We start from the raw sequence: 14,505 nt of genomic DNA, 5'->3' as shown, positions 1-14,505 counted from the left end.
CTGCAGGGGGGACCCTGTGGGAGAGTAGGACGCCGCCGAACAAATTTTATGCTCCGGTCCCTGAACCTTCTGGTTCAGGGACCGGAGCTTTTTTGTTCTGCCCCCCGGGTGATGGGCGTAACTCGAAGTTCATCTGCGCTGGCCAGGATCCGTTTCATGCGGACAGTAGGAACGCTCAAGTCGGCCGGTGTGCGTGCCGGTGATGAGGTCGTGGTGCCGGCGTTCGGCAGCGCGGAAGTGGCCCGGGCCGTGGTGGAGTTGGGCGCGGTGCCGGTGTTCGCCGATATCGACGGCGACAGCTACTGCGTCGATCCGGCCGCGGTGGCGGACGTGGTGACGAGTCAGACCGCCGCCGTCGTGGCGGTCAACCGTTTCGGGCGGCAGGCGGACGCCGGCTGGATCCGTGAAGTGGGCCAGCGGCACGGTCTGTTGGTCGTGCTGGAGGACGAGCCCGGGGCGGACCCGGAGGGCGCGGACCTGCGCCGGACGCATGCGGCGTATCTGGACGGCAGGCTCAACGGGGTCCGGACGCCGACGCCGGCGGCGGGGCACACCTATGAGCAGTACGTGGTGCGGGTGCCGGGCAACGGGCGGCCGGACCGGGACGCGTTCGCGCGGACGCTGCGGGCCAAGAATGTGGCATGCCGGGTGCCCGTACTGGCGCCGGTCTACCGGATGCCGGGGCTGCGGCGGGACGTCTTTCTGCCGGAGACGGAGCGGGCGGTGGACGAGACGCTGGCGCTGCCCGTGCATGCCGGGATGTCGCGGCGGGAGTTGCACAAGATGGTCGGTGCGTGCAATGCGCTGGGCGGATTGCTGCAGCCGGCTTTTTAGCGAGTGGTGCCGGGTGTGGTTCGAACCTGTCGCTGAGTTGGGGTAATATCTATTCCGTTGCCGCGCCCCAATAGCTCAGTCGGCAGAGCGTCTCCATGGTAAGGAGAAGGTCTACGGTTCGATTCCGTATTGGGGCTCCAGAGGACAAAGGCCCCCGCCAAGTGGCGGGGGCCTTTGTCGTGTTGGGACGTGGGTGCCGCACTGTCCGTCAGGTGCGCGGGGCCGTGATGTAGGCCAGGCCGTGGGCGCCGGAGATGTCGGTGCGGTCGACTTCCAGGGTGGTGAGCGGGCTCAGAGTGGTGAGGTCGACGACGGTGACGGTGCTGGAGAGGTTTCCGGAGACATAGCCGAGCCGGCCGTCGGGGGAGGAGGTGATGGTCAGGGGAAACCGGCCGACCTCGACCTCACCGATGGGAGTGAGGGTTTCGGCGTCGAAGACGGTCAGGGCTCCTGGGAGTTGGGCGCCGAGTGGTCCGCCGGGCGTGGTGTCCGGGCGGAGTTCGCCTGCCAGGAGCAGGCCGTTCGAAGTGGCGTGGACCGGCATCACCTGGCCCTTGGTGGGGAGGGTGCGGATGACGCCCTGGGTGGCGGTGTCGATGACGCTGATGCCCGTAGCCGAGGGCGGGGCGCCGAAGTCGGCCTTGGGGGCCGCCACATAGACCTGACGGCCATCGGGGGCGACGGACAGACCCTCGCTGCCGGGGACGGGGATACGGCCGGTGCACACCCCGCGGTCGAGGTCGACGACCGAGACGAACGGGGCCTCCTTGTTGGTGGCGTAGCCGTACCGTCCGTCGGGGGTGATGGCGAACCAGTGCGGGCCGGGGGCCTTGGTGGAGATCCGGCCCAGGCGGGCGTGGGTGCGGGTGTCGAGGACCACGACGCCGCCGGGATCGGTATCGGTGGCCTCGACGCTGACGTACAGCCGGCCGCGGGCGCGGTCCAGGGCGAGGCCGTGCGGGGCGTGGTCCGGGGCGGTGTCGAGGATGTCGACGACGGTGCGGGTGTCGACGTCGATGACGGTGAGGTGGTGGGCCCGGCCCTCGTGGGCTTGGTAGAAGCCGGAGTGGTAGGTGCTGGCGCAGTAGAGCAGCCGGTGGTCCGGGTCGAAGCAGAGTTCGTGCGGCTGCGGCGGGACCGGCAGCACCTCAAGGCGTTCGTGGGTGGCGGCGTCGAAGAAGGTGACGGTCGGGCCGGTCTGGCTGACGACGGCGAGCAGGTCGCCGGGCGAGCCGGCAGGTGTGGAAGTCATGGCCCGTATCGTGGGCGGCCGTTGGGGATGACTCCAGTGCAGGGCAGGTAAGGGAGACTTGCGCCGTACGCAAGGAAGCAGGTGGCGGCGGGGGCAGCGGCCGAGGGACTGTGATCCGGTTCACATCGGCCGCTGCCCTCGGTGTCAGCGGGCCGGGACCTCGGGGACGCGCATGGCGAGGATGGCCATGTCGTCGGAGGCGGGTTCGGCGGCGAAGCGTTCCACGGCGCGCAGCACCCGGGCGGCGACGGCGCCGGCGGTCAGCCCCGTACAGGTCATCAGGACGTCGGTGAGGCCGTCGTCGCCGAGCATGCGGGTGCCCTCGCGGCGTTCGGTGACGCCGTCGGTGACGCACAGCAGGACGTCGCCGGGGTCGAGGGTGACGGTCTGCTCGTAGAGCTCCAGGTCGTCCATGACGCCGAGCAGCGGCTGGGGTTCGGCGGCCGGTTCGACCGAGCCGTCCTGGCGCAGCCGGAGCGGCAGGGGATGGCCCGCGCAGACGACCTTGAGGACGGCGCTGCCGTCCTCCTGCGGCCACAGCTCGCCGTAAAGGAGCGTCAGGAAGCGGCTGCGGGCGCCCTCGTCGAGGATGGCGGCGTTCAGGCGCTCCAGGACGGCGGGGCCGCCGAAGCCCTCGCGGGCGAGCAGGCGGAGGGCGTGCCGGGCCAGGCCGGTGACGGCGGCGGCCTCCGGGCCCGTACCGCAGACGTCGCCGATGGCGAAGCCGTAGGCGCCGTCGCGGATCGGGAAGAGGTCGTAGAAGTCGCCGCCGACCTCGTTGCCCTCGCCGGCCGCGCGGTAGATGACCTCGACCTCGACGCCGGCGATGTCGGGCAGCGGTTCCGGGGGCAGCAGGCTGCGCTGGAGGGACTGACTGATGGCCGTGCGCTCGGAGTAGAGGCGGGCGTTGTCCAGGGCGAGGGCGGCCCGACGGGAGAGGTCCTCGGCGAGTTCCAGGATCTCCTGGCGGAAGTGTTCCTCGGTGGGCTTGCCGAGCGTGAGCATGCCGATGACGCGGTTGCGGGCGACGAGCGGGAGTACGACGGTCTCGCCGCCGACGGCGGAGGCGGTGGCGAGGGTGGCGCCGGGACCGGTCGAGGGGCGGGCGGAGTTGCCGAGGCCCAGGCTGCGCATCGAGGTGCGCAGCGCGGCGTCGTGGGCGGCGTCGCCGGGGGCGGTCCACACACGGGCGCCGGGGGTGGGCACCGGCTCGGGCGGATCGACCTTCAGCAGAAGGGTTTTGAGGCCGTCGATGCGGTCCTCGTCCTCGTGCAGGACGTAGGAGAGTTCGGGCTCGGAGGTCTGGTCGGCGACGGTGTAGACGGCGCACCACGTGGCGAGGGTGGGGACCGTCATCTGCGCCATCAGGGCCAGGGTCTGGTCGCGGTCGAGGGTGCCGGCCAGGAGGTCGGAGGCCTCGACGAGGAAGGAGAGGGAGCCGCGGCGCAGCTTCTCCAGCTCGGTCAGCCGGGCGCGTTCGACGGCGAGGGCGATGCGGTCGGCGGCGAACTGGAGCCGTAGCGCCTCTTCGTTGGTGTAGCGTCCCGCGCGCTCCGCGGCGACGCCGAGGGAGCCGGTGAGCCGGCCCTCGACCTTCAGCGGGACGGTGACGACCGAGCGCATGCCGGTGCCGCTGAGGAGGGGGACGGCGCCGGGAACGGCGGTGAGGTCCTCGTGGACGGCGGGCATCCGGGCGGAGCCGTAGCGTCCGGATCCGGCCTCGACGGGGACGCGGGCGAACCGCTGGCGGGCGGAGGGCAGGCCCGTGGAGGCGCGGACCTCCAGCTCGGTCTCGTCGTCGGTGGCCAGGAGGAGGTAGGCGGCGTCGCCGTCGAGCATGTCGCGGGCGCGTTCGACGGTGCGCTGGAGCAGGCCGTCGAGGTCGTCCGGCGCCGGGGAGCCGATGAAGACCTCGAACGGGTCGGAGGGGCGCCCCTCCGACCGGTCGCTCTGGGAGGCGGCGTCCGGGGCGGGGGTGCGCTGGGGGCTCTGGAGGATCGCGCGCTCGTGGTCGCGTACCAGGAGGCAGACCGTGGAGGCCTCGCCGTCGGCGTCGCGGACCCGCAGGTGGGAGGCGTAGACGGGGACGACGCGGCCGTCGGCGCCCCTTATGCCGTAGGAGCCCTCCCAGCGGGACAGCTGGAGCGCCTCGGCGATGCCGGTGCCGGTGCCGGGGGTGTGCGGCCAGGCGGCGAAGTCGGTGAGTGGTTTGCCGATGACCTGCTCGGGGGCGTAGGCGAAGAGGTCCTGGGCGTCCTCGTTCCAGAAGCTGATGCAGCCGCCGCGGTCGATCTGGATCACGGCGACGCGTACCCGGGTGTCGGCGACCGGGAGGGCGTCCACGGGCAGCGCGGGGCCCGCGGAGCGGGTGCCTGCCGGGCGCTCGGGGAGGTCGAGCTGGAACCACACGTGTTTTTGCGCGGCGGTGTACTCGACGCCCCAGCGGGCGGCCAGCGCGCCGCACAGCAGCAGGCCGCGCCCGCCCTCGCGGTCGGGGTGGACGACGACCTGGCCGGCGTTCTGGAGCGGGATCTCCCGTTCGGGGTAGCGGTCGGCGACGGAGATCCTTACGCCGCCGTCGTTGCGCAGACACAGCACATCGGCGGCGGTGCCGGCGTGCACCACGGCGTTGGTGACCAGCTCACTGGTGAGGACGACGGCGTCATCGACGATGTCGGCGCAGCCCCAGCCCTGGAGGGTGTCGCGGACGAACGCACGGGCAGTGGCGACGGAGCGCCCGACCGGCTCGAAGGTTGCGGCGGCCCGCGCGGTGATCACTGGTCTCCTCATGCGTGTGTCGGTGATCTGCTCCCCCATGGTCGCGGCGCCCCTCCGAATACCTGTTGTGCTCGCCCCACCCGCCCGCGCTCGATGGTCCGGGGCGGTGGACAGCCGTATGCCAGGTTACTTACCTTCGCCGCACCCAAGGATGCCGGTCACGTGTGTTTCCGCCCCAATCGTGCACCGGGACGGTGTGCGATGCTGCCGAACTGTTATGGCCTGGTTGAGCCATGGTGAAACACTGGGCAAGTATCAAGAGAAAGCCCGGGTAGAACGGTCGACCCTGCGGGAGGGACACGGTGGAGTCTGGCGCAGCGGCGCGGGGCGCAAGCACGCGCGCGAAAGGCGGACGATCCCGGAACAACGGGACGACCGAAGTGGATACGGCTGCGCTGAATCGGCTGTTGGTCGCGTTGGTGGCCATGCGGGACGGGAACTTCCGCAAACGGCTCACGGTTTCCGGCGACGGCGTCATGTCGGAGATCGCGGCGGTCTTCAACGAGGTCGCGGACCGCAATCTGCACCTCACGGGCGAGCTGACGCGGGTGCGCCGGGTCGTCGGCCGTGAGGGAAAGCTCACGGAGCGGCTGGAGGCCGGCGCCGCCGAGGGCTCCTGGGCCGCGGCGATCGACGCCTCGAATGCCCTGGTCGACGACCTCGTACGGCCCGTCTCCGAGGTGGGGCGGGTGCTGTCGGCGGTCTCCGAGGGCGACCTGGAACAGCGGATGGATCTCCGCTCGCGCAGTTCGGACAGCTCTTCGGAGCACCCTCTGCGGGGTGAATTCCTGAAGGTCGGCCGGACCGTCAACGGACTGGTGGATCAGCTCTCCGCCTTTACCGATGAGGTCACGAGAGTGGCCAGTGAGGTCGGTACGGAGGGCAAGCTCGGCGGCCAGGCGCGGGTGCGCGGGATGTCGGGTTCGTGGAAGGACCTCACGGAATCCGTCAACACCATGGCGTCCCGGCTGACGGCCCAGGTGCGTGACATTGCTCTCGTCACCACGGCGGTGGCCAAGGGTGATCTGTCGCGCAAGGTGACCGTCCATGTCTCCGGCGAGATGCTGGAGCTGAAGAACACCGTCAACACGATGGTCGACCAGCTCTCCTCGTTCGCCTCCGAGGTGACGCGGGTCGCCCGTGAGGTCGGTACGGAGGGTGAGCTCGGAGGTCAGGCGCAGGTCCCCGGTGTCGCCGGGGTGTGGAAGGACCTGACGGATTCGGTCAATCTCATGGCCGGCAACCTCACCGCGCAGGTGCGCGGGATCGCGCAGGTCACCACCGCCGTCGCGAACGGCGATCTGTCGCAGAAGGTCACCGTCAGTGCACGCGGTGAGGTCGCGCAGCTGGCCGACACCATCAACACGATGACCGAGACGCTGCGGACCTTCGCGGACGAAGTGACGCGGGTGGCGAACGAGGTCGGCGCCGAGGGCCAGCTCGGCGGTCAGGCGCAGGTGCCGGGCGCCGCCGGCACCTGGAAGGACCTCACCGATTCGGTGAACACCGCCTTCCGCAACCTGACGGCGCAGGTGCGGGACATCGCGCAGGTGACGACGGCGGTCGCCAACGGTGACCTGTCGCAGACGATCACCGTCGATGTGGCCGGTGAAATGCTGGAGTTGAAGAACACCGTCAACACGATGGTGGGTCAGCTGTCGTCGTTCGGCGCCGAAGTGACGCGCGTTGCGCGGGAGATCGGTGTCGAGGGTGAGCTGGGCGGCCAGGCGGCGGTGCCCGGGGCCGCGGGGACGTGGAAGGACCTCACGGACTCCGTGAACACCGCCTTCCGCAACCTCACCGGGCAGGTCCGCAACATCGCGCAGGTGACGACCGCGGTGGCCAACGGTGACCTCTCGCAGAAGGTGACCGTCGACGTCTCCGGCGAGATGCTTCAGCTGAAGAACACCGTGAACACCATGGTGGACCAGCTGTCCTCGTTCGCCGACCAGGTCACGCGGATGGCCAGGGACGTGGGCACCGAGGGCCGGCTGGGCGGCCAGGCCCGGGTGGACGGCGTCAGCGGCACCTGGAAGGAACTCACCGACTCCGTCAACTTCATGGCGGGGAACCTGACTTCACAGGTGCGGCAGATCGCGCAGGTGACGACGGCGGTCGCCCGTGGTGACCTGTCGCAGAAGATCGATGTGGACGCGCGCGGCGAGATCCTGGAGCTGAAGAACACCATCAACACGATGGTCGACCAGCTCTCCGCCTTCGCCGAGCAGGTCACCCGGGTCGCCCGGGAGGTCGGTACGGACGGGCGGCTGGGCGGCCAGGCGCAGGTGCCCGGTGTCGCGGGCGTCTGGCGCGATCTGACCGACTCCGTGAACGGCATGGCCGGCAACCTGACGGCCCAGGTCCGCAACATCGCGCAGGTCGCCACGGCGGTCGCGCGCGGTGACCTGTCGCAGAAGATCGACGTGGACGCCCGGGGCGAGATCCTGGAGCTGAAGAACACCCTGAACACGATGGTCGACCAGCTCTCCTCGTTCGCGGAGCAGGTCACCCGGGTCGCCCGCGAGGTGGGCACCGAGGGCATCCTGGGTGGCCAGGCCGAGGTGCAGGGCGTCAGCGGTACGTGGAAGGACCTCACCCAGTCCGTCAACTTCATGGCGAACAACCTGACCTCGCAGGTGCGCAACATCGCCGAGGTGACGACCGCGGTGGCTCGCGGTGACCTCTCGAAGAAGATCACCGTCGACGCCAAGGGCGAGATCCTCGAACTGGTCACGACCGTCAACACGATGGTCGACCAGCTGTCGTCGTTCGCCGAGCAGGTGACCCGGGTGGCCCGAGAGGTGGGCACCGAGGGCCAGTTGGGCGGCCAGGCACGGGTGCCGGGTGCCACCGGAATCTGGCTGGACCTCAGCGACAACGTGAACCTGATGGCCAACAACCTGACCATCCAGGTGCGCAACATCTCCCAGGTCTCGGCGGCCGTCGCCAACGGAGACCTGACCAAGAAGGTCACGGTCGAGGCGCGCGGCGAGGTCGCGCAGCTCGCCGACACGGTCAACACGATGGTCACCACGCTTTCGTCGTTCGCCGACGAGGTCACGCGGGTGGCCCGTGAGGTGGGCACCGACGGCATCCTGGGCGGCCAGGCCCGCGTCCCCGGCGTCGCCGGTACGTGGAAGGACCTCACCGAGTCCGTGAACTCGATGGCCAACAACCTCACCGGTCAGGTCCGCAACATCGCCATGGTCACCACCGCCATCGCCAAGGGTGATCTGACCAAGAAGATCGACATCGATGCGCGCGGCGAGATCCTCGCGCTGAAGACCACCATCAACACCATGGTCGATCAGCTGTCGTCCTTCGCCGAGCAGGTCACCAGGGTGGCCCGCGAGGTGGGTACGGAAGGCCAGCTGGGCGGTCAGGCGCAGGTGCGCGGGGTGGCCGGCACCTGGCGGGACCTGACCGAGTCGGTGAACGAGATGGCCGGGAACCTGACCCGTCAGGTGCGGGCCATCGCCGCGGTCGCCGCGGCGGTCACCCTCGGCGACCACAACGTCCGTATCGACGTCGATGCGGCCGGCGAGATCCTGGAGCTCCAGGACAACGTCAACACCATGATCTCCACGCTCCGGGAGACCACGCTCGCCAACGAGGAACAGGACTGGCTCAAGGGCAACCTGGCCCGGATCTCCGGTCTGATGCAGGGCCGCCGCGACCTCAAGGACGTCGCCACGCTCATCATGAGCGAGCTGTCGCCCGCGGTCTCCGCACAGCACGGCGCGTTCTTCCTCGCGGCGCAGCCCGACAGCCAGGAGATCGGCGCGGACGGCGGCGAGGCCGGTGCGTACGAGCTGCGGCTGATGGGCTCGTACGGCTACTCCATGGGCGGGATGCCGACGACCTTCAAACCGGGCGAGACGCTGATCGGCACGGCCGCGGAGGAGGGGCGCACGATTCTCGTGGAGAACGTCCCGTCCGGCTATCTCAAGATCGCCTCCGGGCTGGGCGAGGCGCCGCCGGCGAATGTGATCGTGCTGCCGGTGCTGTTCGAGGACAAGGTGCTCGGCGTCATCGAGCTGGCGTCCTTCCAGCCGTTCACCCAGATCCAGCGGGACTTCCTCAGCCAGATCGCCGAGATGATCGCGACCAGCGTCAACACCATCTCGGTGAACACCAAGACCGAGGTGCTGCTCAAGCAGTCGCAGGAGCTGACCGAGCAGCTCAAGGAGCGGTCGGCCGAGCTGGAGAGCCGGCAGAAGGCGCTGGAGCTGTCCAACTCCGAGCTGGAGGAGAAGGCCGAGCAACTGCGCGCGCAGAACCGCGACATCGAGGTGAAGAACACCGAGATCGAGGAGGCGCGGCAGGTCCTGGAGGAGCGCGCCGAGCAGCTCGCGGTCTCGATGCGCTACAAGTCGGAGTTCCTGGCGAACATGTCGCACGAGCTGCGCACACCGCTCAACTCCCTGCTGATTCTGGCCAAATTGCTGGCCGATAACGCCGAGGGGAATCTCTCCCCGAAGCAGGTCGAATTCGCCGAAACCATCCATGGCGCCGGTTCCGACCTGCTCCAGCTGATCAACGACATTCTCGACCTGTCCAAGGTCGAGGCCGGAAAGATGGACGTCAGCCCGACGCGGATCGCGCTGGTCCAGCTCGTCGACTACGTGGAGGCGACGTTCCGGCCGCTGACGGCGGAGAAGGGTCTCGACTTCTCGGTGCGGGTCTCCCCGGAGCTGCCGGCGACGCTGCACACCGACGAGCAGCGGCTGCTGCAGGTGCTGCGCAATCTGCTGTCCAACGCGGTGAAGTTCACCGACAGCGGCGCCGTCGAGCTGGTGATCCGGCCGGCCGGTGCGGACGTCCCGGTGGCCATCAGGGAGCAGCTGCTGGAACACGGTTCGCTGCGTGACCCGGACGCGGACATGATCGCCTTCTCGGTGACCGACACCGGAATCGGCATCGCGTCCAGCAAGATGCGGGTCATCTTCGAGGCGTTCAAGCAGGCGGACGGCACGACCAGCCGCAAGTACGGCGGTACCGGTCTGGGTCTGTCCATCAGCCGGGAGATCGCCCGGCTGTTGGGCGGCGAGATCCATGCCGCGAGCGAGCCCAACCGCGGCTCCACCTTCACGCTCTACCTGCCGCACAACCCGGGCGGGCTGCCGCCGCAGGGCTACCCGCAGCTGGTGGCCGGCGGGCTCGCGATGGACGCGGAGGCGCGCGAGACGGAGGCCGGGCAGCAGGAGGCCGAGGAGCAGCAGGAGCACGAGCAGGGCTCCGGGGGCAGCCTCAACCGGCGCCGCCGCCGGGCGATTTCGGGGACCCCGAGGCGCTTCGAGCTCTCCGGGCGGCAGCCGTCCGCGCCGGCCCCGCAGACACCGCCGGCGCCCCCGCAGCAGGCTCCGGCGCCGCAGGCCCCGCCGCAGCCCGCTGAGGAGCCCTGGCTCGGCAACGGCCAGGATCTGGTGGACCCGGCCTTCGAGGGCGGCTTCCACGGTGAGAAGGTGCTGATCGTCGATGACGACATCCGCAACGTCTTCGCACTCACCAGCGTCCTGGAGCAGCACGGGCTGTCGGTGCTGTACGCGGAGAACGGGCGCGAGGGCATCGAGGTGCTGGAGCAGCACGACGACATCGTGCTGGTCCTGATGGACATCATGATGCCGGAGATGGACGGGTACGCGACCACGGCGGCGATCCGCCGGATGCCGCAGTTCGCCGGGCTGCCCATCATCGCGCTGACCGCGAAGGCCATGAAGGGCGACCGGGAGAAGAGCATCGACTCCGGAGCCTCCGACTACGTGACCAAGCCGGTGGATACCGATCATCTGTTGTCGGTCATGGAGCAATGGATGCGGGCGGAGTGACGGAGCGTCCAGTATGGAGGCGAAAGGGGATCATCGCGTGCTGACTCAGTGTTGCCGCGGACGTGTGGAAGCGTGGGATACGGGGAACCTTCTGGTCCCTGTCTGCGTTTCTGCTTCGTGCACAGTGACATCGCGGTGACAGGGTGTGGCGACAGGCGGGGTGCAGCTACCATGACCGGCACAAGGACGGGCGGCGTGACGGAGTCGTCCCCTGGGGCGGCGTCCGGTTCGATGCCGGGGCGAGGAGGACGGGCCATGGTGCAGAAGGCCAAGATCCTCCTGGTCGATGACCGGCCGGAGAATCTGCTGGCGCTGGAGGCGATCCTCTCTGCGCTCGATCAGACACTGGTGCGGGCATCGTCCGGGGAGGAAGCGCTCAAAGCACTGCTCACGGACGATTTCGCGGTGATTCTGCTCGATGTGCAGATGCCGGGCATGGACGGGTTCGAGACCGCCGCGCACATCAAGCGGCGCGAGCGGACCCGCGACATCCCGATCATCTTCCTCACGGCGATCAATCACGGCCCGCATCACACCTTCCGCGGGTACGCGGCCGGCGCGGTGGACTACATCTCCAAGCCGTTCGACCCGTGGGTGCTGCGCGCCAAGGTCTCGGTGTTCGTCGAGCTGTACATGAAGAACTGCCAACTGCGGGAGCAGGCCTCCCTGCTGAGGCTCCAGCTGGAGGGCGGCCGGCCGAGCGCCGATGAGGCGCGGGAGTCCGCGGGGCTGCTCGCCGAGCTCTCCGCGCGGCTGGCCGCGGTCGAGGAGCAGGCCGAGGCGCTGTCCAAGCAGCTGGACGAGACCGCGGACGCGGCGGCGGTCGCCACGGCGGCGCATCTGGAGCGCAAACTGACCGGACTGCGCCGGGCGCTGGACGCCCTGGAGCCGGGTTCGGGCAGCGTTGCGGGGTGACTGACGCCCCTTCATGAGACGGGCGCGCGACACGTTCGGGTGAAGCGCCGTGCGCTCGTGTCATGCCTGCTTTCGCCTGTAATCTCGTCGCCATGGCCTCACGTACGTCCGGCAAGGGAACCCAGAGCACGGCGGGCCCCTCGAAGCAGCGCGCCGGACGGACCGCGGGCGCCGCCAAGAAGACCGCCGCGAAGAAAGCCCCCGCGAAGCCACCGGCCAAGAAAACCGCGGCCGCGAAGAAGGCACCGGCCAAGCGGGCCCCCGCCAAGAAGGCCGCCCCCAAACCGGCGCCGTCACCCACCGGCGGTGTCTACCGCCTCGCCCGTGCCTGCTGGCTGGGGCTCGCGCACGGTATCGGCGCGATGTTCCGCGGGGTCGGCCGCGGGGCGAAGAACCTCGATCCGGCGCACCGCAAGGACGGGCTGGCGTTGCTGTTGCTCGGACTGGCCCTGGTGATCGCGGGCGGCACCTGGTCCAACCTCAGCGGGCCGGTCGGCGATCTCGTCGAGCTGCTGGTGACCGGCGCGTTCGGGCGGCTCGATCTGGTCGTACCGATACTGCTGGCCGGCATCGCCGTACGCCTCATCCGGCACCCCGAGAAGCCGGAGGCCAACGGCCGGATCGTGATCGGGCTGTCCGCGCTGGTCGTCGGAGTCCTCGGACAGGTCGCGATGGCCTGCGGCTCACCGGGGCGGAACGAGGGACTCGCCGCCATACAGGACGCCGGCGGCTACCTCGGATGGGTCGCGTCCAAGCCGCTGATCTTCACCGTCGGGCAGACCCTGGCCGTCGCGCTGCTGGCGCTGCTGACCGTCTTCGGGCTGCTGGTGGTCACCGCGACGCCGGTGAACGCCATCCCGCAGCGGCTGCGGGCGCTCGGCATCCGGCTCGGCGTGGTGCACCCGGTGCCGGACGAGGCGGACCACTACGAGGTCGAGGACTACGCGGAGGAGTGGCGCGAGCAGCCCGCCCGCAGGCCGCGCCGCAGCGCCGCCGCACCGGCCGCGAACGACCCGGACGCCATAGAGGAGGCGGCCCTGGCCAAGCGGCGCCGGCCGCGCCGGGGCTCCGCACAGCCCGACCAGGACCGGCCGATGGACGCGGTGGATGTCGCCGCCGCGGCCGCCGCCGCGCTGGACGGTGCGGTGCTGCACGGCGTCCAGCCCTCACCGCTCGTGGCCGGCCTCAGCAGCAGCATCTCCGGGGAGCGCCGGGGCCGCGACGGCGAGGACACCGCGGGGGAGAGCGGTTCGGTGCCGGCCGCCCGCGGCGCCGAGCCGGAGCCGTCCGCGTCCGAGCGCACCTCCGCCGTGCCGGACTTCACCAAGGCCCCGCCGGAGCCCTCCGGCGACCTGCCGGCGCGTGCCGAGCAGCTCCAGCTGTCCGGCGACATCACCTACTCGCTGCCCTCGCTGGAGCTGCTCTCGCGGGGCGGCCCCGGCAAGACCCGCAGCGCCGCGAACGACGCCATAGTGACCGCGCTGACCACGGTCTTCCAGGAGTTCAAGGTCGATGCCGCGGTCACCGGCTTCACCCGCGGCCCGACGGTCACCCGCTATGAGGTCGAGCTCGGCCCGGCCGTCAAGGTCGAGAAGATCACCGCGCTGGCCAAGAACATCGCCTATGCGGTGGCCAGCCCCGACGTCCGCATCATCAGCCCGATCCCCGGTAAGTCCGCGGTCGGCATCGAGATCCCCAACACCGACCGGGAGATGGTCAACCTCGGCGATGTGCTGCGGCTGGCCGACTCCGCGGGCGACGAGCACCCGATGCTGGTGGCGCTCGGCAAGGACGTCGAGGGCGGCTACGTCATGGCCAACCTGACGAAGATGCCGCATGTGCTCGTGGCCGGCGCCACCGGCTCCGGCAAGTCCTCCTGCATCAACTGTCTGATCACCTCGGTCATGGTGCGGGCCACGCCGGAGGACGTCCGGATGGTGCTGGTCGACCCCAAGCGGGTCGAGCTGACCGCGTACGAGGGCATCCCGCACCTGATCACGCCGATCATCACCAACCCCAAGCGGGCCGCCGAGGCGCTGCAGTGGGTGGTGCGCGAGATGGATCTGCGCTACGACGACCTGGCGGCCTACGGCTTCCGGCACATCGACGACTTCAACGAGGCGGTGCGCAGCGGCAAGGTCAGCCCGCCCGAGGGCAGCGAGCGGGAGCTGGCGCCGTACCCGTACCTGCTGGTGATCGTGGACGAGCTGGCGGACCTGATGATGGTCGCGCCGCGGGACGTGGAGGACGCGATCGTCCGCATCACCCAGCTCGCCCGCGCGGCCGGCATCCACCTGGTGCTCGCCACCCAGCGCCCGTCCGTCGATGTGGTCACCGGCCTGATCAAGGCCAATGTGCCCTCCCGGCTCGCGTTCGCCACCTCCTCGCTCGCCGACAGCCGGGTCATCCTGGACCAGCCGGGCGCCGAGAAGCTGATCGGCAAGGGCGACGGGCTGTTCCTGCCGATGGGGGCCAACAAGCCGGTGCGGATGCAGGGCGCGTTCGTGACCGAGGCGGAGGTCGCGGCGGTCGTCCAGCACTGCAAGGACCAGATGGCGCCCGTCTTCCGCGACGACGTCACGGTGGGCAGCAAGCAGAAGAAGGAGATCGACGAGGAGATCGGCGACGACCTCGATCTGCTGTGTCAGGCCGCTGAGCTGGTGGTTTCCACCCAGTTCGGGTCGACGTCGATGCTCCAGCGCAAGCTGCGGGTGGGCTTCGCCAAGGCCGGGCGGCTGATGGACCTGATGGAGTCGCGGAATGTCGTCGGGCCGAGCGAGGGGTCAAAGGCTCGTGACGTTCTTGTGAAGCCTGACGAGCTGGACGGAGTGCTGGCGGTGATCCGGGGGGAGGCTACGGAGTAGCACAGACATCCGGGCCATCCGAACGACAGAAGAA

The 14,505-nt window shown here is 69.9% G+C and carries 6 protein-coding genes and 1 tRNA gene; 5 read left to right on the top strand and 2 right to left on the bottom strand.

Features of this window, described 5'->3' with window-relative positions:
• Positions 1-156 precede the first annotated feature (156 nt).
• Both ACFW5B_RS19460 and ACFW5B_RS19455 read left to right on the top strand, forming a co-directional pair.
• Complete coding sequence (locus tag ACFW5B_RS19460) at positions 157-834, top strand: DegT/DnrJ/EryC1/StrS family aminotransferase (RefSeq protein ID WP_386440616.1); 678 nt, start codon at positions 157-159, stop codon at positions 832-834.
• 64 nt (positions 835-898) lie between these two features.
• Positions 899-974, top strand: a tRNA-Thr gene (locus ACFW5B_RS19455).
• Between the two features lie 68 nt (positions 975-1,042).
• On the opposite strand, the gene ACFW5B_RS19450 is transcribed toward ACFW5B_RS19455, so the two are convergent.
• The gene (locus ACFW5B_RS19450; protein WP_386440613.1) at positions 1,043-2,086 is read right to left on the bottom strand and encodes a YncE family protein; all 1,044 of its coding nucleotides are present in this window, start codon (positions 2,084-2,086) and stop codon (positions 1,043-1,045) included.
• A gap of 144 nt (positions 2,087-2,230) precedes the next feature.
• On the bottom strand, positions 2,231-4,864 hold the full coding sequence (locus ACFW5B_RS19445; protein ID WP_386440631.1) for a SpoIIE family protein phosphatase: 2,634 nt from the start codon (positions 4,862-4,864) through the stop codon (positions 2,231-2,233).
• A gap of 302 nt (positions 4,865-5,166) precedes the next feature.
• Between ACFW5B_RS19445 and ACFW5B_RS19440 the strand changes: the two genes are divergently transcribed.
• The 3 genes from ACFW5B_RS19440 to ACFW5B_RS19430 all read left to right on the top strand — a co-directional run bounded on the left by ACFW5B_RS19440 (position 5,167) and on the right by ACFW5B_RS19430 (position 14,471).
• Entirely contained in the window at positions 5,167-10,692 is a 5,526-nt protein-coding gene (locus tag ACFW5B_RS19440) for a HAMP domain-containing protein (RefSeq protein ID WP_386440610.1), read from the top strand.
• Positions 10,693-10,947: 255 nt separating this feature from the next.
• Positions 10,948-11,607 carry a two-component system response regulator gene (locus tag ACFW5B_RS19435; RefSeq protein WP_042159926.1) on the top strand — a complete coding sequence of 220 codons (660 nt, stop codon included), beginning with the start codon at positions 10,948-10,950 and terminating at the stop codon, positions 11,605-11,607.
• 92 nt (positions 11,608-11,699) lie between these two features.
• Positions 11,700-14,471: a DNA translocase FtsK gene (locus ACFW5B_RS19430; RefSeq protein ID WP_386440606.1), complete on the top strand. Its 2,772-nt coding sequence runs from the start codon at positions 11,700-11,702 to the stop codon at positions 14,469-14,471.
• Positions 14,472-14,505: the final 34 nt, after the last annotated feature.

It is taken from the genome of Streptomyces sp. NPDC058773, assembly GCF_042746015.1.
In the GTDB taxonomy this organism is placed as follows: domain Bacteria; phylum Actinomycetota; class Actinomycetes; order Streptomycetales; family Streptomycetaceae; genus Streptomyces.
This window is presented reverse-complemented; position numbering and strand designations above follow the sequence as displayed.